The sequence below is a fragment of the Streptomyces sp. NBC_00647 genome, from assembly GCF_045207245.1.
Taxonomy (GTDB): Bacteria; Actinomycetota; Actinomycetes; order Streptomycetales; family Streptomycetaceae; genus Streptomyces.
This window is the reverse complement of sequence record NZ_CP109040.1, coordinates 2,080,839-2,102,706: the sequence shown is the minus strand read 5'-3', so window position 1 is coordinate 2,102,706 and position 21,868 is coordinate 2,080,839. Positions and strand designations below refer to the sequence as shown.

The window sequence follows — 21,868 nt, the reverse complement described above, 5'->3', positions numbered from 1 at the left end:
GCACCCGACGGTCCGAAGCCGGCCGCCGCGCGCGGCCGTCAGAGCCGGGACAGCTCGTCCACCAGGTCGTCCAGGCCCAGGGAGCCCTGGGACAGAGCCGCCATGTGCCAGGCCTTGGCGTCGAAGGCGTCACCGTGACGCTTCTTCGCGTTCTCGCGGCCCAGCAGCCAGGCACGCTCGCCGAGCTTGTACCCGATGGCCTGGCCGGGCATCGTGAGATAGCGGGTCAGCTCGCTCTCCACGAAATCGGCCGGGCGGCTGCTGTGCGCGCCGAAGAATTCCTGCGCCAGCTCGGGGGTCCAGCGCTCGCCCGGGTGGAACGGCGAGTCGGCCGGGATCTCCAGCTCCAGATGCATGCCGATGTCGACGATGACCCGGGCGGCCCGCATCATCTGCGCGTCGAGGTAGCCGAGCCGCTGCTCCGCGTCCGCGAGGAAACCCAGCTCGTCCATCAGCCGCTCCGCGTACAGCGCCCAGCCCTCGCAGTTGGCGCTGACCTGGCCGACGGTGGCCTGGTAGCGGGACAGGTCGTCGACGACGTACACCCACTGCGCGAGCTGGAGGTGATGGCCGGGCACACCCTCGTGATACCAGGTAGAGACGAGGTCGTAGACGGGGAAGCGGGTCTGTCCCATGGTGGGCAGCCAGGTACGGCCCGGACGGGAGAAGTCCTGCGAGGGGGCGGTGTAATAGGGGGCCGCGGCGCCGCCGGGCGGGGCGATGCGCGACTCGACCTTCCGTACCGGCTCGGCGAGTTCGAAGTGCGTGCCGTCCAGGGCCGCGATCGCCTCGTCCATCAGCTCCTGGAGCCACGTCCGGACTTCCTCGACGCCCTCGATGTGGCGGCCGTGCTCATCGAGATGGGCGAGCGCGACCCAGGGAGTCGCGGCGCCGGGCAGGATCTTCTCGGCCTCGGTCCTCATCTCGGCGAGGAGACGGTGGTACTCGGCCCAGCCGTACGCGTACGCCTCGCCGAGATCGAGATCCGTGCCGTTGAAGTAGCGCGCCAAGCGGGCGTACCGCTCATGGCCCACCGTGTTCGGCGCGCCCTCGATCGTGGGCGCGTACACCTCGCGCATCCAGTCCCGGAGGGAGACCACGGCCTCCGTGGCGGCACGCGCCGCCGCGTCCAGCTCCGCTCGCGCGGAGTCGGGGCCCGCCGAGACGAAGTCCTCGAACCAGCCACGGCCCTGCCCGTCCGTGTCCGACCACTGCGCGAGCTGCTCGATGAACGTCGCGGTCGGGCGCGGGCCCGCGTACAGCTTGCGGTCCAGGCCCAGCGCCAGGGATTCCCGGTAGCCCGCGAGCGCGGCCGGTACCGCGCGCAGCCGCTCGGCGACGGTGGCCCAGTCCTCGTCGGTCTCCGTCGGCGTCAGGGTGAAGACCTCCCGCACACTGTGCGCCGCCGTGTGCAGGTTGCCGACCGACCGCAGGCCCTCGCCCGCGTCGTGGACCGCGAGGGCGGCGGTGAGCCGCTCACGCAGCAGCCGGCCGCAACGGCGCTCGATGTCACGGTCCGCGCCGGGCCGGCGCTCCGCCTCGTCCAGCCGCGCGAGCGTCACCCGCGCCAGCTCGGCGACGGCCTCCTGGCCGGCGGGCGAGGTGTCGGGGAGCCTGCCGTGACTCTCCTGCACACCGAGGTAGGTACCGAGAACCGGGTCGAGGGCGATGAGCTCGTCGACATAGGCGTCGGCGACCTCGCGGGGCAACGGGCTCTTCGTCTGTGACATGCGCACATCCTCATACGGGGACGGGCGCCACGTCAGCCCGGTCAGCCGGGCTCTTCACCGCATCAGCCGGATTTCGCCGGAGACGAAGCGCCCGGCGCGACGGGCGGCAGCAGGGGGCCGCAGTCCCACTGCTGGAAGATCAACCGCGTCTCGACCCGCGCCACTTCACGCTGCGAGGTGAACTCGTCGAGCACCAGCCGCTGCAGATCCGCCATGTCCGCGACGGCGACATGGACGAGGTAGTCGTCGGGACCGGTGAGGTGGAAGACCGTCCGGGACTCCGGCAGCACCCTGATCCGGTCCACGAAGGGCCCCACCAGTTCCCGGCGGTGCGGCCGGACCTGTACGGACAACAGTGCCTCGAGACCCCGGCCCAGCTTCGAGGGGTCCAGCCGCAGCTGATGGCCGAGAATCACCCCTGCGCGCCGGAGTCTGGTCACCCGGTCCAGGCAGGTCGAGGGCGCGACCCCGACCTGGGCCGCGAGATCGCGGTACGTCGTCCGTGCGTCGTTCTGCAAGAGCCGCAACAGATGAAGATCCACCGGATCGAGTACGACAGAATCGGCCATGGCGCGAACGTAACACGGGATGTGGCGCCCGAACCCCGCCCAGTGTTCAGGCTTCGGCCCATGGACTCCGTTGTGTACGACACCCACGGCGCGTACGACGCGCAGGACGACCTGAACGGCAACGGCCAGGTCTTCGCCGCTCCCACGGCCCGGGCACTCGCCACCGAAGCCGTGCACGCCGGCCGGGAGGACCTGGCGGCTCTGGGACTGCACGCGGCCCCGATCGACCTGTCGACCACGTACCCCTCGTACGACAGCCGCGGGGAGGCCGCCCGGATCGACGCCTTCGCGGCCGACGGTGCCGAGCCCGAGGGCCCGCCTGTCTACGCCCGCCTCGGGAATCCGACCGTCGCCCGCTTCGAGACCGCCCTCGCGCGCCTCGAAGGCACCGAGAGCGCGGTCGCCTTCGCGAGCGGCATGGCCGCGCTGAGCGCCGTCCTCCTCGTACGGAACGCGATGGGACTGCGGCACGTCGTCGCCGTACGTCCCCTGTACGGCTGCAGCGACCACCTCCTCACGGCCGGGCTGCTCGGCAGCGAGGTCACCTGGGTCGACCCGGCCGGCATCGCCGACGCGCTGCGTCCGGACACGGGCCTGGTGATGGTCGAGTCCCCGGCCAACCCGACGCTCGCCGAGCTCGACCTCCGGGCCGTGGCGCACGCCTGCGGTTCCGTGCCCCTCCTCGCCGACAACACCTTCGCCACGCCCGTGCTGCAACGCCCCGCCGAACACGGCGCTCGCCTGATCCTGCACAGCGCCACCAAGTACCTGGGCGGACACGGGGACGTGATGGCCGGAGTGGTCGCGTGCGACGAGGCGTTCGCCCGGAAGCTGCGCCAGGTGCGGTTCGCGACGGGAGGTGTCCTGCATCCGCTGGCCGGCTATCTGCTGCTGCGCGGCCTCTCGACCCTGCCCGTCCGGGTGCGGGCCGCGTCCGCGAACGCCGCGGAACTCGTCCGCCGGCTCGCCGCCGATCCGCGCGTCGCCCGCGTCCACTATCCGCGCATCGGTGGCGCCATGATCGCCTTCGAGGTCCACGGCGATCCGCACGACGTCATCGCCGGAGTCCGGCTGATCACCCCCGCCGTGAGCCTCGGCAGCGTCGACAGCCTCATCCAGCACCCGGCCTCCATAAGCCACCGCATAGTCCCCACGGAGGACCGCCACGACGCGGGCGTCAGCGACCGCCTGCTGCGCCTCTCGGTCGGCCTGGAAGACGTGGACGACCTGTGGTCCGACCTGGACGGCGCACTGGGGTTCACCAGCGGGCGCTGAGGATCCAGGCGAGGAGCTGGGGCACGGGGCGCCGGGCCGGGGGCCGGGGGAGAGGGCTGGGCGGAGTCTGCCGCCCGGTGACCTTCCGGATGCCGGGTTCGGGGCGGCCGACACCGGCCAGCAGCGCCGCGGCCGCGGACCGCCCTGCGCCGGGCGACGGAGGGCACCGGCCACGCCCCGGCCCGGCGAGCCACCGGATGCCCCGTTGCGGATACCGCCCCGGAGGACCGTCGCCCGCCGCCCGGAGCAGCGCCGCCCGCCGGGCGACGGGTCGGTGGCGGCCGGGCCCGGTGGGCCGGTGGCGGATGGAGCGGCCGACCGTCGCCGCAGCACCGGCATCCGGTGTTCCCGCGTCGGGCGGAGCGGCTGGCGGCCGGTCCCTGCCGGGCGTTTTCAGGTGGGCCGATGGACCTGTGGCCTGTGGGGCGAGGGGTCCATCGGCCCGGCCGGGCCCGGCGGGCCGGTGGCGGATGGAGCGGCCGACCGTCGCCGCATCACCGGCACCCGGTGTTCCCGTATCGGGCGGAGCGGCTGGCGGCCGGCTCCTGCCCGGCTTCCTCCGGCGGGTCGATGGACCGGTTGCGTCCAGGGCGACGGGTCGGCGGCGGCCGGGCCCGGCCGGTCGGCCGCGGCTGGAGTGGGCGGGTCGGGGCCGGAGCCTCGGGCTAGTCTCGCCCGGCCCGCGTGCCGGCTCCCGGCTGCACATGTGCCTGGACCTGGTCGTACGGCAGCCTTGAGGTCACCGGTGTCGCCTCCAGGCGGGCGGTGATGACCAGGGTGCCTTCCTCGATCTGGTAGTCGAGCGGGAGGCCGAGGCTGCGCATGGCGGACACCATGCCGGTGTTGGACGCCTGCGTCACGGCGTACACGCTCTCGCACCCGGCCTCGACGGCCATCGCCACCAGTCGGCCGATCAGTTCGCCGCCGATTCCGCGCCGCTGCCAGTCGTCCTCGACGAGCAGCGCCACCTCCGTCTCGTCGCCGTCCCAGAGGAGATGACCGAGCCCGACGATCCTGCCGGATGCGGTCTGCACGGCCAGGGTGCGCCCGAAACTGGGGCTGAGCAGGTGGTTGAGGTAGCGGTCCGCGTCCCCGACGGGACCGTGGTACCGCATGCTCAGCGTGCGCGGCGAGCAGCGCTCGTGCATCGCCTTGGCGGCCTCGAGGTCGGAGACGTCGGCACGCCGTACGGTGATCGCGTTGCCCTCGGGCAGCGTCAGCAGGTCCTGTCCGCGCGGAATGCGCGGACCGAGCCGCGCGTCCAGCTCGACCAGGGCCCGGGCCCGCGCGAACTCGGTCGGCGTGAACGGCAGATACGGCCGCTCCACCGTGATCACCCCGCCCTCGGGCGCCCGCAGCCGCATCACCGTGTCCTCGAGTGCCCCCTCCACGGGAGCCCCCTCCGCCGCCCGGCCGGAGCCGGGAGACTTGGCGGGCAGCGAGCGGATCGTGCACCGGCCGAGCAACTGCCTCAGTGCGAGCGGCAGTTCGGACGCGTCGAGGGCCGTACGGGTGGCCAGGCCCAGCACCCGGGTCGGCGCGTCCACCAGATCGTGGGCGTCGGCCCGCTCGATCCAGGTCTCGGTGCCGCCCGCCTGAGCCACGTTCCGGGTGATCTCGGTGGTGGCCAGCTCCGCGGGGGCGCGCAGCAGGAACTCGTCGACGGTCCCCTCGGCCAGCGGGTGCGTCTGGAGGCTCAGGATGTCGACCTGGTGCCGCGCGAGCGCCATGCACAGTGCGGCCAGCGAACCCGGGGCGTCCTTGACCGTCGTACGCATCCGCCACAGCACGGTCGTCTCCGCGACGGTCACCGGTGCGGAGGCGCCTCCCTCTTCGCCGGACGGCCCGGCCGCTCGCTCGTCCGCGAGGGGCGGGGCGCCGGTATCGCTCGTCGGCGGCGCGTGACCGTGGCGCCGTGCCCACCATGTGTGGAACCCGGCCGTGGCGGCCAGGATCACGGCGGACGTCACCAGCAGCGCGGGACCGTCCGGCCCGTGCCCGATCAGGTTGGCCACTCCGTCCGCGACCGCCACAGCCGTGAACAGCGCGGCGAGTTCGACGACATCGCGCCGCCAGTGGTGTACGGGGCGGCCGTGCTTCGCACGCGTCACATCAGACATGTCTGGAGTCATACAGCCACTGTGAAGGAATGGTGTTGCGTGATCACGAACGGCTTGTGACTGATCGGTTAAGTGTCGTTCTGCACCTTTTGCAGTTCTTTTTACGGGTCTTTTGCCTCGAACGCGCGATCGGTCCACCCGCCCTGGTCAGGGCCGCGCGGCTCGGGTCGCCAGACCGCCGGCGTGGAGGCCCTTACGTCAGGCGGCGGCCTCCTGCGTCAGCGCCGTCCGTAGCCGGCGGGCCTGCACCGCCACCTTGGACGAGCCGCGCCGTCCGGCGGCCCCGGCGAGATGCGTGAGATCACCGCGCGCCCCGGACCGCTCGGCGCAGTCGGCGGCGACGGTCAGCAACTCGCCCAGCCCCCGTACGGGACTGCCGCTCGCCCCGTCCGCCGCGAGATCGGCGAGCAGGGCCGGCAACAGATCGCGCAGGACCGACCAGACAGTGGCGTACGCACCCGTGGCCGCCGCCGTGCGGATCGACTCCGCCAGCCTGGACGGCTTCACCGCTCCCCGGCGCACCAACTCCCCGACGTCCGCGCCGAGCAGCCCGGCGTCGAGCTGACCTCGCGCGGCAAGGATCAACAGGGCGTCCACCGCGGCGAGTCGATCCTCGGGATGCCGGGCTCCCAGTCCGTACGCCAGGCACAGGTGCAGTGCTTCGCCCGCCGTGCCGTCGGCCTCCGCGAGGAGCGGCAGAATTGCTGCGTCGGCGCGGCTGTCGTCCACCGCGACCATGCTGATGTCGCGCAGCAGACGTGCCGCCACCAGCTCCCGTCGGCCCGGTACGACCGCCTGCCAGTGCTGCCTCTCGGCAACGGCCCAGTGGCGGCAGTACTGGCGGTCCTTGAACACGGTGAAGGGGCGTCCCAGCTGCCGGAACTCCGGGGGGAACGAGCCTTGTATCTCTTCGAGTTCACCGAGTTCCAGCAGGATGCGGACGCCCGCCGTCCGCCGGCGGCTCGCGGGCAGTGCCGGTGCGTCGGCGGTGAGCCACTGGGCCAGCCGGTACCCCTCGGGACTGCCCAGGGCCCGGGCCCGCGCCGCCGCCGGCTCCGCCGTAGCACGGTCGTCGCGCCGTACCCGCAGGAGTGCCTGGGCGAAGTCGGCGGCTCCCGGACGGGCGTCGAGCCGCCGGTACTCGGTCAGGCGTGCCACCAGCTCGTCCGGCTCCAGCGATCCGGTGGCCCAGGTGGGAGTGGCCAGCAGGAACGGCATCGGCTCGGCGCGGAGCCGGTACGCCACCTCCCACAGGCGCGCGTCCACAGCGCGCGACAGGGCGCTGTGCCGGCAGTTCCCGTTCGTCGTGCCCTGCTGCACCGCCGCATGCAGCGTGTCCATGCTGACCTGCTCGAACAGGGCCGCCAGGACCACTTCGAGACCGTGCGGCGCCTCTCGGAAGCGCACGCTCGTGGTCGAGTGCCGCGGATCGAGATCCTTCCACCAGCAGCGCGCGACCACGGGCCCGAGGGCCTCCACCAGAGCGGCCCGATCGCGGTGGGCGTGGCGGACCAGGCCGTCCAAGGTGCGCTCGAACGCGGCAACCCCACCGTCGGAGGCCAGCAACGCGCTGACTTCCTCGGCCAGTTCGGCCGCCGAATCCGGTGGGGCCGCCAGTCGTGCCCGCTCCGGCACGAGTGGCAGCACCTCCTCGTGGGCGGCCGAATCGGAGTCGAGGGCCTCGATGCCGAGGCTTCGCCGAGCCCGGATCCGCAGCCCCGGGCTCAACTCGGCCGCGCATCCGCCGAGTCGATCGCGCGTGTCTCCAGAGTCGTCCAGTGCGCTGACATGGCGCTCCACCAGCTTCAGCGCGCGCTCCTGCACCTCCGTGTCCTCATGTCCGAAGGCCTGCGCCACCGCGGGCAGCAGCACATCGGCCGTGGACGGATCGCGTTTGAGGACCTTGCCGAGCAGGATGAGCTGAGCCCGTACCAGCTTCTTCTCCGTACGGAAGAGCACGCCCGAGGACATCTCGGCCAGCTGTCGGGGCGTCAATTCACCGTCCAGTGCGAGAGAGCCGAGCACCGACTGCGCGTGCCAGGCGACGGGCGCCACGGCCTCGCAGGCGAGCGCCGTCCAGTCGGCCGAGCGCTCGCGTTCCTCGTCACGTGTCGGGGCGAGGCACGACAACAGACGCAGGAACAAACGCTGGTCGGCGGGGGCACCGCCGCGCAGCAGCCGGGCCACGCAGGCGTCCACCAGGACCTTGCGGTCCAGAGTGCCTTCCTCGGCCAGTTCGGCGAGGGCGTTGTACCAGCTGCCCGGCCCGTCGCCGAAGAGCCAGGCGATGCGCCCCGTGACGTCCAGTGACTCGAAGAGCGCGGCGATCATCCGGGGCAGGTGCGGCTCCTGGCGCAGTCGCTGCGCCACGGTGCCCCCGCTGTGCCACGAAGCACCGATGTGCTCGAACCAGCCCTGCACATAGGCATCGGTCGTCGGCACCTCGCAGCCGGACAGCCCCACCAGTCCCGACAGCAGGGCGAACGGGATCCGGGAAGTGTCCGGCCGAGCGGCCAGCCGATGCGTCAGGTCGGCCAGCCAGTCGGTCTCGCGGTCGCCCAGCACATGGAGGAGGACTCCGGGGGAGGCCTGGGACCAGCGCATGTCGGCCGCGGCGATCCAGGTCGCCGCACCGGCGGCGCCGGTGTGGCAGGCGGCGCCCGCCGCGTGCAGCGCGGGATGGGCCACCCGGGATGCCGCGTTCCACGGCGCGGCCCGCAGTTCCTTGCGCAGTTCCTTCAAGTCGGGCAGACAGGAACGGCGTTCGCCGTCCGTCATCCCGTCCAGGAGGCCGGCGGCCTCGACCGTGTGCCCCGCCCGTACCGCCTTCAACAGCGCTTCGCCGCTCATCACACATCGCCCCCGTCGACCGGAACTTCCACATCTGCGCGTCGTCCGCCGGCCGGAGCCGGAGCCGGAGCCGGAGCCGGAGCCGGAGCCGGAGCCGGACCGACCCCGTGCCCGGGCCGCGCGTCCCGCCGGACCATCCGCACCGCGAGGGCGTGCTTGCAGGGCCCGCGTCCGCCCCGGTACTTCGCCCACCACAGGCAGGAGCAGCTCAGCGTTCCCCCGTCGTCGCGGACCCGGTGCACATGACCGTCGTCGGCGGTCACCGTGCCGATGGCACCGTCCAGGGCGACCGCCCCCGCCGCGACCAGGGCACGGGCCGATCGAAGCCGCGGATTGTGCCGCTCGACCCGGCCCGCGTCATAGGGCAGTTCGCGGTGGAAGTACGCGGCCTCCGCGGTGTCGTACCCCACGCGCCCCGACGTGCCGAGCCGGACCAGGGCCGCCCTCACCCGCTCGGCCGGAAGACCCGAGGCGGCGGCCAGGTCAGCCACGTCGACGCGCGGCTCCCAGGCCAGGAGGACCGCGATCAGCTCCGCGTCCTCGGCGGCCTCGTCGGTGGAGAGGGCGTCCAGTACCCCGCCCTCCCCGGAGAAGCCACGGGAGGCGTCCGGCGACAGGGTGAGGGTGAGCCGCATGCCGGGCAGGACGGCCTCCCAGGCGCCGGCCGCGACGGCGTCGCCGGTGACCGGTGGGCCGTACACCCGAAGGGCCGTCGCATGGCGCAGCACCCGCTGGAGCGCGATCAGCCGCTCAGGGCCCGGCAGGCACACGGCCCCCGGGACCGGTCGGGTCGTCGGACGCAGCCCGCGGCCCGCGGGCACCACCCATCGCGCACCGCCCGACGCCCCCCGTGTGGTGCCCCGCGGGAGCGAGCGCAGGAACCGCACGGCCTCCGCCGCGGGCAGCTCGGCCCGCAGATCGAACCCGGCCGCTATGACCTGCGCGTCGGCGAATCCCCGCAGCCAGCGATCGGGCAGCGGCACCTTCTTCTCCACCACCGGCCCGTCCAGCGTCGTCACGGCCATCTCGTCGGGGCCTACCCGAAGGTGCAGCGGGTCGTCCGTGCCGATGCGTGAAAGGGCTTCGCGGAGCGGGTTGTTGACGTCGACATTGGTCGTCCCGTGACCGATCTCGCCGCTGTCGAGGCCCGCTGTCAGCACGTCCAGGCGCGCGTACACCCCGCCGCAGCCGGAGAAGGACTCGAACCGCAGCCGGTCGCCGTTGCCCGTGACCACCGGGTCCAGGGAGGCGCGCAGCTGCCGCTGGTAGTAGCGTGCCGCCGCGACGTCGGCCACCGCCAGAAGCCCGGCGGCCGCCACCTGAGGTGACCTCAGAAAGCCCGCGAAGAACCGCGGATGGTCCTCGATCCCGCTGGGCGTCGCGCCCCGCGAGGTCTCAAGTCCCAGGCGCCGTCCGCCCGGCGCGGACTCCAGCGCGGAGGGTCGGGTGTAGGCCACGGCCTGCAAAGATCGCGTCATGGAAAAACCGTAGAGGCAGCCACTGACAAGCGGCCCTGACCTGCGACGACTTGCCCTTCGGTCGGCTCCTGCGGTGGGCACGCGATGCCGCGCACCGGGGGATGACTCCGGTGCGCGGCGCATGGTTCGAGGGTACGGGAGCCGGACGTGCCGCACAGCCGACCGGGTGCGTGCGACGACCGTCCGCCCTCCGCTCACGAGTCAGTCGCCTCGGCCGGCTCCGGAGTGGCGGCGTCGGCCGCCCGCCTGCCACGCCGACGCCGTCGGCAAGTCCCGTCTACTGCCCGACGCGCCCCGGCTGGAGCACCTGGGTGAACAGCACGGACCCGTCCTGTTCCCGGAGCCGTACCGTCAACTCGCCGCTGTCGCCGTCGATGTCGACCTCGCCGAAGAACTGGTAGCCGCCGGCGGGTGAGACGTTCGAGGCGACGGGCGCCTTCACGAACACCCGCTCCGGACCGAACGTGTTGTCCAGCGCGCTCGCCGGGAAGGCGCCGGCGTTGAGCGGCCCGGACACGAACTCCCAGAACGGCTCGAAGTCGGTGAACGCGGCCCGCGACGGCTGATAGTGCTGTGCCGAGGTGTGGTGCACATCGGCGGTGAGCCACACGGTGCCGGTGATCCTCCGGTGCTTGATGAACCGCAGCAGCTCGGCGATCTGCAGCTCACGTCCGAGCGGCACGCCCGGGTCCCCCTGCGCCACGGCCTCGATGTTGCGCTTCCCTTCGGTCGTGTCCGGCACGACGAGGCCGATAGGCATGTCCGCGGCGATCACCTTCCACACGGCACGCGAACGCGACAGCTCGCGCTTCAGCCACTCCAGCTGTTCGGCGCCGAGGATGCCCTGCGGATCCGTGGTCTGGTCGCCCGGCGAGTTGGCGTTGCGGTAGGTGCGCATGTCGAGGACGAAAACGTCCAGGAGCGGACCGTGGCGCACGACGCGGTGCACACGCCCGTCCCGGTCGCCGGACCGCAGGGTCGAGATGGGGAAGTACTCGCCGAACGCGCGCCGGGCGCGGGCGGCCAGTACGTCGACGCTCTTCTCGGTGTACCGCGTGTCCGTGGCCGCGATCACCTCGCCCGGGTACCAGTTGTTGCGCACCTCGTGGTCGTCCCACTGGACGATGGAGGGCACCTGGGCGTTGAACCGCTTGAGGTTCTCGTCGAGCAGGTTGTAGCGGAAGTTTCCGCGGAACTCCGCCAGCGACTCGGCGACCTTGGACTTCTCCTCGGTCGTGACGTTCCGCCATGTGCTGCCGTCGGGGAGCGCGGCGGTCGCGGCGATCGGGCCGTCCGCGTAGATGTTGTCGCCGCTGCACAGGAAGAAGTCCGGGTCGAGCCGGCCCATCGCGTCGTAGATGCGGTAGCCGCCGATGTCCGGGTTGATGCCCCAGCCCTGCCCCGCCAGGTCACCCGACCACAGGAAGCGCACGCCGCCGCGCCGCCCGTGCGGGGTCGTGCGGAACGTTCCGGTCACCGGCTCTCCGGTGCGCCGAGGGTCGTCGGGGTCGGCGAGCAGGACGCGGTAGTGGATCTGTTCGCCGGAGGGCAGTCCGCGCAGCCGGGTGGTCCCCGTGAAATCCGTGTCCGTGCCGAGCAACGGGCCGTGCCATCTGCGCGGGTTGCGGAACGACTCGGTCGCCGAGGTCTCGACGATCATCCGGGCCCGGCGGTCGGACCGGACCCAGACCAGACCGGAATCGGCGGTCACGTCGCCGGCCTGGACGCCCCAGCCCGCCTTCGGCCGGCCGGACAGGGCGAACGCGGGTGCCGAGCCGAGCGCGGCGGGCAGAGCCAGTGCCCCCGACGCGGCGAGGGAGCCGCGCAGCACGCTGCGGCGGCCTGGGAGGGAGCTGGGCGGACGGTGCGACATGAATGCGCCTCCGGGGACGGATTCGGCCAGTGTGCAGTGCCACAACTACTGGTGCGCCGCAGCGCACACGGAAACCGTAGGTGAACAACTGACCCTGGAAGACGGGGAATTGCCGACAAACGCGAGATCTGGCGGGTGGATGCGGAAGACCGGCCCGCGGTTTTGCCCCGCGGCGGACCGGGTGCGAGGTGCCGGTGGCGGCCGGCGCGGGCGCTGACGGAGTCCGGGGGGTCCGCCTCCGGTGCTCCTCAGGCGGCAGGAACCGACAGGGGCCGCCTCACGGGGCACTCCTGCCGGCTCGATGTCGCCCGGTGCCCGGCGCCGGGCCTGAGAAGCCGTCATTGGGCCCCCTCAGGTAGGCCGGGGCCCCTCATCGACCCCCCTCGCCCCGCACAGCGTCCGCCATCAGCCGTACACCGTCGCGTATCCGCGCGGGCGACAGATGCGCGTACCCCAGCACCAGTCGTACGCCGTCCACGGCCGTCTCTCCGTAGTGTGCCGTGAGCCGGACCACCGCTCCGGCCGCCGCGGCCCGTTCCCGGAACCGGTCCTGCGGGCCGTACCGGGCCGGCAAGGTGACGACGACGTGCAGGCCCGCCGCGATCCCGGACACCTCCGCGCCGGGAAAGTGCTCCTCCAGGGCCGCCACCAAGGAATCACGCCGCTCCCGGTAGGCACGCTGGCAGCGGCGCAACTGCCGGTCGTAGTCGCCCCGCTCCACGAAGCGGGCCAGGAGCGCCTGGTCGAGGACGGGGTTGCCGAGGTCCATGGTGCGTTTGCGCTCGACGACCTCCTCGACATGGGCCGCGGGGACGAGCAGCCAGCCGAGCCGCAGCCCCGGGGCGAGCGATTTGCTGACCGAGCCCGTGTACGCGACATGCTCGGGGTCGAGCCCCTGCAGGGCGCCCACCGGGGCACGGTCGTAGCGGAAATCGCCGTCGTAGTCGTCCTCGACGACCAGCCCGTCCACGGATCGGGCCCAGTCGAGGAGTTCCGTTCGTCGCCGCGCCGAGTACGCGATGCCCGTGGGGAACTGGTGGGCGGGCGTCGTCACCACGGCGCGTACGCCGGAGGCCCTGAGCGGAGCGATGGCGAGGCCTTCGCCGTCCAGGGGCAGCGGTACGGTGCCGACGCCGGCCGAGGCGAACAGGGAAACGTGTTCCGGACTGCCCGGATTCTCGACACCCACGCCGGTCGCCCCGCGCGCGTGGAGCACGAATCCGAGCAGCGTCATCGCCTGCGCGACCCCGGAGACCACGATGACGCGTTCCGGGTCCGCGACCACGCCCCGGCGGCGAACGAGCAGTTCCGCCAGGGCGGTCCGCAGCCTCGGCAGGCCCCGTGGATCCGGGTAGCCCAGTGCCTGGTGGGGCAGTTCGGCCAGCACTCCGCGGTGCGCCGCGGCCCACGCGGCGCGCGGGAAGAGGGACAGGTCGGGGGTTCCCGCGACGAAATCGGCCCGCACCCCGGCCGGCCGCGGCGCGTGGTCACGCGCGCGTGGACCCACCGCACGGACCGCGCCGCCGACCCAGGTACCGGCACCGCGGTCGCTGCGCAGATACCCCTCCGCCGTCAACTGCTCGTACGCCTCCGTGACCAGTCCCCGCGACACGCCGAGATCACCGGCCAGCTCACGGCTGGACGGCAGCCGGGTGCCGGGTGCGAGCCGCCCGGAACGGACCGCCTCGCGCAGCGCGGCCTGCAGTGTGCGGCCACGCGCGCGTGCCGGAGCGGCCGCGGCCGGCAGGAGCAGCTCCCAGGCGGCCGACCAGGGTGCCGCGCCGGGGAGAGCGTGGTGAGGCGGCCCGTCGCGATTGGTCCCCGATGACTTCATGGAAGTGGACCTTAAACCGGACCACGTCCCTTCATAGCGTCACGGTCATGAACGCCACCACCATTCGGGGCGCCCTGCTCGCCGCCCTCGCCTGTGTCCTCGTCGGAGGTTCCTTCACCGCCAACAGCGTCCTCGGCCACTATCCGTACGCGGGAGGTCAGTTCCTGCGCTACGGCCTCGCCTGTGTCCTTCTGCTGCCCCTGGTCGGCCGGGGCGGTGCCGCCCCGCTGCGGCGGCTCGCGGCCCGCCAGTGGGGGCGCCTCGCCCTGCTCGCGGCCGTCGGGATGGTCGGCTTCAACCTCGCGGTGATCGCCGCAGAGCGCACGGCCGAACCGGCGGTCCCGGGCGTCTTCGTGGGCTGCGCCCCGGTCCTCGTGGCGGTTCTCGTCCCTCTCCAGGAAGGCCGTCGGCCACAACGCCGCGTCCTGTACGGGGCGTCGCTCGTCGCCCTGGGCGCCTTCGCCGTTCAGGGGTGGGGCCGCACGGACGGGACCGGGATCGGGTACTCCGTGGGCGCGCTGGCGGGGGAGGTCGGCTTCGCCGTGCTGGCCGTGCCCGTCCTGCGCCCCCTCGGGCCACGGCTTCTGTCGGCCACCGTGTGCGGGATCGCCGCGGCCGAGTCGGCGGTGGCGGGGGTGATCACCGACCGTGGAGCGTGGCTGCGCGTGCCGGACGCCACCGAGGCGACGGCACTGTTGTGGCAGGCGGCGGTCGTCACGGTCGTCGGCTTCGTCTGCTGGTACATGGGCATGCAGCGCATCGGCGCGGAGCGCGCCACCCTCTTCTCCGGCCTCATCCCCGTGGCCGCCGCCTGTACCGCGCCGCTCGTGGGCACGGGCGCCTACGGGGTCCCCCAGGCCGCGGGAAGTGCCCTCGTGGGTGCCGGAGTCGCCCTCGGATCAGGCGCGTTGGGTCTCGTCGTCGGGCGTGGCTCACGGGCTGTGTCCGAGGGTGACGGTGGTCGGGGCTCGAAGGCCGCCGCCGAGGGCGGCGGGCGGCGCGGCGCCCGCACGGGCTTGGCCGGGGCGGCGCGCCGCCGCTCAGCGGCTGCCGTCGAGGATGACGCGGGCCACGAGCGCCGGGTCGTCGTTCATCGGGACGTGGCCGCAGCCGGGCAGCCGCACCAGCCGGGCCCGCGGAATGATCTGCTTGGCCCGGACGCCCTGGCGGCGCACCAGCAGCCGGTCACGGGTGCCCCAGGCCACGGTGACGGGAAGCGTCGGGATGTCGTCCGTGAACTGGACGGTCGTGCCCGCCCGGAGGGTCTCGGTGAAACCCTCGGCGTGGGCCAGCGCGAGTGTCTCGGCGACGACGGCGTCCGGTGAACGGCGGCCGGGCCGGGCGTAGATGGTGCTGGTCAGCACCGTCCGCCCGGCCGCCGAGCGGGAGAGCCGTTCGATGACCGGCAGCGGCATGCGCCGGGCGGCCTGTCGCATGGCGAGCAGCACCCCGAAGGCGTAGCGCCGTTCCACCGGTGACCAGAAACCGGCGGGCGACAGCGCTGTGACGGACCGTACGAGCTTCTCGCGGCCCAGTTCCAGGGCCAGCAGCCCGCCCAGCGAGTTGCCGGCGACGTGGGGCCGCTCGATCTCCAGCGCCTCGCACAGCGCGCCGAGCACGGGTACCACGGTCGCCAGGTCGTGGGTGAGCCCCTCGGGCAGCGCCGGGGACGCGCCGAAACCGGGGAGGTCGACGGCGATGACGTCGCGTTCGGCCGCGAGGATGGGAATGACCGGGTCCCAGGCCTGCCGATGGTGGCCGATCCCGTGCAGCAGGAGCAGCGGTTCCCCGGCGCCCACGCGCGCGTAGGAGAGGGTGACCGCCCTCGGGCCGCGCGAGGAAGGAAGACTGACGGAGACCGTGTCGGACATGGGACTGCTCCTCGTCTGGGACGCCGTGACGAACCATCTTGTAGACAGCTTGTCAGCAATTGCTACCGACGGGTAGCCCCAGGCCGCCATGAACCCTACGCCGTGGGGCCGGGCAGCCAGGAGCCGACTGCCCGTGTCCCCGCCGCTGTCCTACGGGTCGCGCACCGGCGCGCTCCTCGCGTCCGGCGCTAGCGCGCCCTGCGCACCTCCACGTTGAAGTCCGGGTGCCCGACGCCCTGGAACAGGCCCAGCCACAGGGGCAGATACATCTCCACGGCCCGTGCCGTCCGGATGCCCCCGAGGTCGAGAACGCGGTGCGCGGGCCAGCCGAACTCGCCCAGCAGTGCCGTCACCTGCTCCTTGGCACTCGCGTCGTCACCGGAGACGAAGATCTGGTGCTCGCCCGGCACCCTGGCGGGGTCGACCATCACAAGGCAGTTGACGGTGTTGAGGCTCTTGACCACGCGCGCCCGTGGGAACGCGCGCTGGATCTGCTCGCCCACACTGTCCGACTCGACGGGAGAGAGCCGCAGCTCGCCCTCCTCGAACTCCATCGGGTTGGAGACGTCGAGCAGCACCTTGCCGTCCAGGTGTTCCTCGCCGGCCGCCCTCAGCACCGTGAGCGCCACCCGCCCGCCCACGGCGTTCACGATCACCTCGCCGAAGGCCGCGGCCTCCGCGAACGTGCCGTGCGACGCGCCCGGACCCGAGCTGTCGGCCCACTCGACGGCCGCCGCGTTGTCCTTCGTGCGCGAACCCAGCGTCACCTCGTGACCCAGCTCGACCAGCTTCCCGGCCAGTGTGCGCCCGACGTCGCCCGTGCCCAGAACCGCGTACCGCATCGTCGTTCCTCCCGTGTCGACCGCGTGGGCCACCGGCGGCCCGCGGTCATTGTGCTCCGGGGGCGGCGGTTTCGCCTGGACACGGAGGAATGTGTCGGGTGGGATGGTGCGGTGGCCACCGACACCGCGACCGACGTCTTCGAAGAACATCGCCCCGTACTGATGGGCGTGGCGTACCGCATGCTCGGCCGGGTGGCCGACGCGGAGGACATCGTCCAGGAGGCGTGGCTGCGCTGGTCGGCCGACGACCGGTCGGACGTGCGGGAACCGCGCGGCTATCTGGTCCGCGTCGCCACCCGGCTCGCCATCGACCGGCTCCGCCAGGTCCAGTCGCGCCATGAGGCGTACGTCGGGCCATGGCTCCCGGAGCCTTACGTCACCGACTTCGGCGACAGCGTCCCGGACAGCGCCGAACGAGCGGTCCTCGCCGACTCCGTCTCCCTCGCCGTCCTCGTCGTCCTGGAGTCCCTGTCACCGCTGGAGCGCGCGGTGTTCGTCCTGAGGGAGGCGTTCGGCTATCCGTACGCGGACATCGCCGCCGTCCTCGACCGGGGCGAACCGGCGGTGCGTCAGCTCGCCGGACGGGCGCGCAAGCACGTCGAGGAACGGCGGCCGCGCTACGAGGTCGACCCGGCCGAACGCCGTGACCTGACCGAGCGGTTCCTCGCCGCGGCGGGCGAGGGCGATCTGGAGGGACTCATGTCCCTGCTGGCGCCGGACGCGCGCCTGATCGGCGACAGCGGAGGTCTGGCCCAGGCGCCCCTGCGGGTCCTCGACTCCGCCGACAAGGTCGGCCGCTTCGTCATCGGCGTCACCAGGAAGGGCGTACCAGGCCTGTCGTTGCGCTTCCTCGAGGTCAACGGCGGTTTCGCGGTGCTCGCGCTGTCCGAGGGCAAGCCGGACAGCGTCATCCAGCTGGACGTCGCGGACGGCCGCATCCAGTGCGTCTACATCGTGCGCAACCCGGAGAAGCTGGTGGCCCTTTCCGCCGACTAGCCCCGCACGACTCTCCTCCCGAAGGGCTCCGCCGGAGTCACGGGACACCGCGAAAGCCCTCGTCTCGCAGACGGGGGCTTTCGGCGTTGTGACGCGAACATCGCCCAGCGAGAACACCCCGTGAACGCTCCGCGGCCGGGCACCTGTGCAAACCGCAAGGGATCGAGGATTGGTCTTGACCAAGGGTGGGGGCGGCCCTATGGTCGCAGGGATAGTGCAGGAACCTTTAATAAACAAGGGCGTTAAAACGCCGCCGGGCCACGGCGATTGCGGAGGACAGGGTGGGGACCACGCAGTTGGAATCGGTGCCGGAACCTAAGTACTGGCATCTCAAGACCGTGCTCAGTGAGGCACTGGACTCCGAGTTCACCGTGGGCGAGATCCTGCCCAACGAACGTGATCTGGCGGCCCGTTTCGGTGTCGCCCGGGCCACCCTGCGCCAGGCGCTCGAACAGCTCGAACTGGAAGGCCGCCTGCAGCGCCGTCGCGGCGTGGGCACCACCGTCGCCCCGCCGCGCGTGGGTGTGGCCGTGGGAACCGAACAGCAGGTGTGGCCCGGGGCGGTCGGCGACGCCTGGCACGCCGCGGACTGCACCCTGGGGGCGCCGCCCGCGTCCGTGGCCGCCGTCCTGAAAACAGCCGCCGGCGAGCAGGTGCACGTGGTGCGGCGTTCCCGGGTGACGCACGGTCAGCCCGTCGCCGCCGAACTCCTCTACGTCCCGGCGTCCTCGGTGCCGGACCTGTCGGCGATCGACGCCCCCTCGGGTGCCGCACGCGCGCGTGCTGTGCTGCGGGAGCTTCAGCGGCTGGAGCTGGAGGGCCAGGACAGCGCCGTCGAGCTCGGCTCGGCCCGCGCGGACGACGCCAAGGAGCTCGACCGCCTTCCCGGAGCGCCCGTTCTCGTCGTCACGACCCGCTTCTTCACCGAGGGGCGCACCGCCGCGGTCTCGGTGGCCACGTACCGCGCGGACACCTGCCGGCTCACGTTCGGCGACTCCGGCGGTGTGGAGATCCACCACGACCCCGAGCGTCGCGCTTCCTGAGCAGTCCCGCCCGGACCCGCCGCGCTCTTCGAGCCGCCCCCGGATCACAACCGCCGCCGCGCCCCGGAGACACTCCGGGGCGCGCCGCTTTCCGCCATGGCCGTGTCGCCCTTGCCGTGTGGCCGGCCATGGCCGCGTCGGCACAGTCGTGCCGCCACGGAGCGGGAACCCGCTACTCAAGATCACCGTTGCGGGGAGCGGCGCTGGCAGCGGCCATGCCCGCCAGGGCCGTGCCGCCGCAGCCTCAGCGGCGCGCCGTCACGGTTCCCTCCACCGCGAACAGCTGCTCCTCCACATGGTCGAGGGCCAGTCGCAGCGCCCCGGTCGCCACCGCCGCTTCGCCCAGCAGGGAGAGGGCCACCTTGGGCGGACGCAGGCAGTAGCGCGCCAACTCCCGCCGCAGCGGCTCCAGTACGCCGTCCAGACCGGCCGCCCAGCCGCCGATGACGACCAGCTCCGGGTCCAGGGCGAGGACCAGGGCCGCCACGTCGTGCACCAGCCGCTGGATGAAACGGTCGACCGCCGCACGCGCCCGCTGGTCACCGCCCTTGGCCAGCGCGAACACCTTGGCGACCGCCTGCTCGTCGAGCGGGTGCAACGGTTCGCCCGTGGTCGACAGCAGTGTCTCGGGGGTGACGTCACGGCCCAGCAGATGGAGCGCGCCGATCTCACCGGCCGCCCCTCCGTACCCCCGGTGCAGCCGCCCGCCGATCAGCGAGCCCGCGCCCGGACTCAGGCCCGCCAGGACGAACACGACGTCGTCGGACTCGGTCGCCGCACCCTTCCAGTGCTCGGCGACCGCCGCCGCGTTGGCGTCGTTCTCCACGAGCACCGGGCACTTGAAGGAACGGCTCAGCCGCTCGCCCAGGGGCAGACCCGTCCACTCCGGCAGCGCCGTGCCCAGGCGCACCGTGCCGTCCGCCTCCACGATGCCGGGGCTTCCCACCCCCACCGCCCGCAGGGAGCTGCGGGCGACACCGGCCCTGCGCAGCAGTTCGGCGACCGCCACCCGCAGCCGTTCCAGCCGCTCGTCGGCGGATGCCGTCTCGTCCACGTCCTTGGCCATCGCGCCCATCACGCGCCCGTCCAGGTCGGCGAGAAGCGCCGCGACACGGTGCGGGCCGATCTCCAGGCCCAGCAGATGCCCCGCCTCGGCCCGGAACCGGAACCTGCGCGCCGGACGCCCCTGGCGCCGCGTGGCGCCCTCCTCGGCCGCCTTCTCGACGACGAGCCCGTTCTCGATCAGCCCCTCGACGACGCCCTCGACCGTCGGCCGTGACAATCCGGTCACCCGGGTGATCTCGGTGAGGGTCGCGCAGTCCGTCGCACGCAAGGCGTGCAGCACCACCGCGGAATTGATCCGTCGCAGCAGAGAGGGATCCCCGCCGGTCAACTGCCCCAACGTCCGTCCTCCCAGCTCGTACGCGTGTTGGCCGGATCGTACTCGGCGCGGGGGACACCGGCGAGGGCCGGGGACCCTTTGCCTCTCACGGGGTGTCGCCGGGCCCGTCCCCCGGGCGCCGTCAGCCCGGCGCCACGAACCCCGACTCGTAGGCCGCGATGACCGCCTGAGTACGGTCCCGGGCCCCCAGCTTCGCCAGTACGGCGCTGACGTGCGACTTGACCGTCTCCGTCCCGACCACCAGCCGTGCGGCGATCTCGGCGTTCGACATCCCCCGGGCCATCAGCCGCAGCACGTCCGCCTCGCGCTCGGTCAGCGCGGCCCGCTCCATGGCCGCCCGCGCCGCCGGATTCCCGCCGTTGTCCCCGTACTCGGCCGCCAACTGCCGTACGGAGGCGGGGAACAGCAGGGACTCACCCTCGGCGACCAGCCGCACCGCGTGCACGATCTCGGCCGGCCGCGCCCGCTTGAGGAGGAATCCGTCGGCACCCGCGCGCAGCGCCTCGTAGACGTATTCGTCGTTCTCGAACGTCGTGACCACGAGGATCTTGGGCGGATCGGTGACGGTGCGCAGCACCGCGCGTGTGGCCTCGATGCCGTCCATCAGGGGCATCCGGACATCCATGGCGACGACGTCCGGCCGCAGCTGCCGGACCAGCGGGATCACCGCGGCGCCGTCGGCCGCCTCACCGACGACCTCGATGTCGGGCTGCGCCTCCAGAACGGCGCGCAGCCCCGCGCGTACGAGAGGTTCGTCGTCGACGAGCAGAACGGTGACCGGCATCCGGCCAGCCTAGATCAGCGCAACGGCAGCTCTGCATGCACCTGCCAGTCGCCCTCGTGCGGACCCGTCCGGGCGCTGCCGCCGAGCAGCGCGGCCCGCTCCCGTATGCCGCGCAGGCCGCTGCCCCGCCCGGGCCCCGATATGCCGGCCGGCAGCGGATTGCGGACTTCCAGGGCGAGTGCGCCGTCCTTGACCTCGATACGGACCCGCACCGGGACGCTCCCGGCGTGCCGCAGCACATTGGTGAGCGACTCCTGGAGGATGCGGTACCCCTCTCTGGACACCGGACCGGGCACGGTCTCGAGCGGCCCCGCCACCTCGGCGTCCACCTTGGCTCCCGACGTGCGCGCCGACTCCAGCAGCCGGTCGGCGTCGGTCAGCGTAGGGCGGCCGCTCACGGGACGCTGTGCCTCGCGGAGCACGCCCAGCACCCGCTCCAGGTCCTCCAGGGCGGCCCGACCGGTCTCCTCGATGGCGACCAGGGCGCGGTCGGTGAAAGCCGGGTCGCCCGCCGCCCGTGCGGCGCCGGCCTGCACCACGGCGACCGTCAGCGCGTGGCCGATGGAGTCGTGGAGCTCACGGGCGATGCGGTTGCGCTCCAGAAGCTGCTCGGTGCGCTCCTCCAGTGCGGCGAGCCGCTCGGTCGGGGAGGGGCCGAGGAGCCGCCGAGCGAGCGCCGTGGTCAGCTCGCCGAGGCCGACCACCACGCCGTACAGCACGAGCAGGGGCAGCGGGATGAGCAGCGCGCAGCTCCAGTGCGGGTCGAGGAGCATCACCACGGGGTCGTCTGTCGGCCGGTACCCGGTGGCCGCCCTGCCGAGGTCGACGGCGAACAGGGGCATCCAGACGGTGACGCCACAGGCCACCCATCCCAGCAGGATGCGCGCCTCCAGCCAGAGCACGGTCCGCCACCGGTCCCGCCAGGTGATCGAAGGAGCGACCGAGAACACCTGGTCCTCGCCTCTTCGCTCGTCCGGGGACAGCATGAACCGCGCCTGCACCCCCTCGCCCCGCCGCACGGCGGGGATCAGCCCCAGCGGAATCACCAGCAACGCGGGCATCCACGGCTTCGTCAGGTCGACGAACAGCCACACGCTGGTGAACAGCATCGGCACCCACAGGTGCAGCAAACGCGTGTACGTCGTCCCCCACAACAGCGGGCGCAGAAACCGGGCCATTGCGTCATCGTGCCAGCCGGCAC

At 72.8% G+C, this 21,868-nt stretch carries 15 protein-coding genes and 1 pseudogene; 4 read left to right on the top strand and 12 right to left on the bottom strand.

Annotation, left to right across the window (positions count from 1 at the left end):
- Positions 1–38: 38 nt before the first annotated feature.
- Entirely contained in the window at positions 39–1,730 is a 1,692-nt protein-coding gene (locus OG788_RS09225) for a DUF885 domain-containing protein (RefSeq protein ID WP_406370052.1), read from the bottom strand.
- A gap of 62 nt (positions 1,731–1,792) precedes the next feature.
- Positions 1,793–2,299 carry an Lrp/AsnC family transcriptional regulator gene (locus tag OG788_RS09220; RefSeq protein ID WP_351534889.1) on the bottom strand — a complete coding sequence of 169 codons (507 nt, stop codon included), beginning with the start codon at positions 2,297–2,299 and terminating at the stop codon, positions 1,793–1,795.
- 42 nt (positions 2,300–2,341) lie between these two features.
- On the opposite strand from OG788_RS09220, the gene OG788_RS09215 reads away from it, so the two are divergent.
- A complete protein-coding gene (locus OG788_RS09215; protein WP_406370050.1) occupies positions 2,342–3,574 on the top strand; it encodes a trans-sulfuration enzyme family protein in 1,233 nt (410 codons plus the stop codon).
- Positions 3,575–4,239: 665 nt separating this feature from the next.
- Here the strand turns inward: OG788_RS09215 and OG788_RS09210 are convergent.
- The 5 genes from OG788_RS09210 to OG788_RS09190 form a co-directional block, all read right to left on the bottom strand.
- A complete protein-coding gene (locus OG788_RS09210) occupies positions 4,240–5,694 on the bottom strand; it encodes a GNAT family N-acetyltransferase (protein ID WP_406370048.1) in 1,455 nt (484 codons plus the stop codon).
- Between the two features lie 198 nt (positions 5,695–5,892).
- A complete protein-coding gene (locus OG788_RS09205) occupies positions 5,893–8,544 on the bottom strand; it encodes a DUF6493 family protein (protein ID WP_406370047.1) in 2,652 nt (883 codons plus the stop codon).
- A complete protein-coding gene (locus OG788_RS09200) occupies positions 8,544–10,022 on the bottom strand; it encodes an SWIM zinc finger family protein (RefSeq protein ID WP_406370045.1) in 1,479 nt (492 codons plus the stop codon). The genes OG788_RS09205 and OG788_RS09200 overlap by 1 nt, the downstream gene beginning before the upstream one ends.
- Positions 10,023–10,299: 277 nt before the next feature.
- Positions 10,300–11,895, bottom strand: coding sequence for an alkaline phosphatase D family protein (locus tag OG788_RS09195; protein WP_406370043.1), 1,596 nt, complete (start codon positions 11,893–11,895; stop codon positions 10,300–10,302).
- A 370-nt stretch (positions 11,896–12,265) separates the two neighbouring features.
- On the bottom strand, positions 12,266–13,729 hold the full coding sequence (locus OG788_RS09190; protein ID WP_406370041.1) for a PLP-dependent aminotransferase family protein: 1,464 nt from the start codon (positions 13,727–13,729) through the stop codon (positions 12,266–12,268).
- Between OG788_RS09190 and OG788_RS09185 the strand changes: the two are divergent.
- Positions 13,720–14,613: pseudogene (locus tag OG788_RS09185) on the top strand (DMT family transporter); the annotation flags it as partial. The gene OG788_RS09190 and the pseudogene OG788_RS09185 overlap by 10 nt on opposite strands.
- A 156-nt stretch (positions 14,614–14,769) precedes the next feature.
- Here the strand turns inward: OG788_RS09185 and OG788_RS09180 are convergent.
- Both OG788_RS09180 and OG788_RS09175 read right to left on the bottom strand, forming a co-directional pair.
- Complete coding sequence (locus tag OG788_RS09180) at positions 14,770–15,600, bottom strand: alpha/beta fold hydrolase (RefSeq protein ID WP_351534912.1); 831 nt, start codon at positions 15,598–15,600, stop codon at positions 14,770–14,772.
- 188 nt (positions 15,601–15,788) lie between these two features.
- Complete coding sequence (locus OG788_RS09175; protein WP_406370039.1) at positions 15,789–16,442, bottom strand: NADPH-dependent F420 reductase; 654 nt, start codon at positions 16,440–16,442, stop codon at positions 15,789–15,791.
- 111 nt (positions 16,443–16,553) lie between these two features.
- On the opposite strand from OG788_RS09175, the gene OG788_RS09170 reads away from it, so the two are divergent.
- Together OG788_RS09170 and OG788_RS09165 are read left to right on the top strand one after the other, a co-directional pair.
- Complete coding sequence (locus OG788_RS09170; protein ID WP_406370038.1) at positions 16,554–17,438, top strand: RNA polymerase sigma-70 factor; 885 nt, start codon at positions 16,554–16,556, stop codon at positions 17,436–17,438.
- Positions 17,439–17,719: 281 nt separating this feature from the next.
- On the top strand, positions 17,720–18,481 hold the full coding sequence (locus OG788_RS09165; protein WP_406370036.1) for a GntR family transcriptional regulator: 762 nt from the start codon (positions 17,720–17,722) through the stop codon (positions 18,479–18,481).
- A 244-nt stretch (positions 18,482–18,725) separates the two neighbouring features.
- Here the strand turns inward: OG788_RS09165 and OG788_RS09160 are convergent, their stop codons facing one another.
- The 3 genes from OG788_RS09160 to OG788_RS09150 form a co-directional block, all read right to left on the bottom strand.
- On the bottom strand, positions 18,726–19,883 hold the full coding sequence (locus tag OG788_RS09160) for an ROK family transcriptional regulator (protein WP_406370035.1): 1,158 nt from the start codon (positions 19,881–19,883) through the stop codon (positions 18,726–18,728).
- A gap of 121 nt (positions 19,884–20,004) precedes the next feature.
- Positions 20,005–20,667 (bottom strand): response regulator, encoded by a 663-nt coding sequence (locus OG788_RS09155; protein WP_406370033.1) that lies wholly within the window; start codon positions 20,665–20,667, stop codon positions 20,005–20,007.
- A gap of 14 nt (positions 20,668–20,681) precedes the next feature.
- Positions 20,682–21,845: a sensor histidine kinase gene (locus OG788_RS09150; protein WP_406370031.1), complete on the bottom strand. Its 1,164-nt coding sequence runs from the start codon at positions 21,843–21,845 to the stop codon at positions 20,682–20,684.
- Between the last annotated feature and the right edge of the window lie 23 nt (positions 21,846–21,868).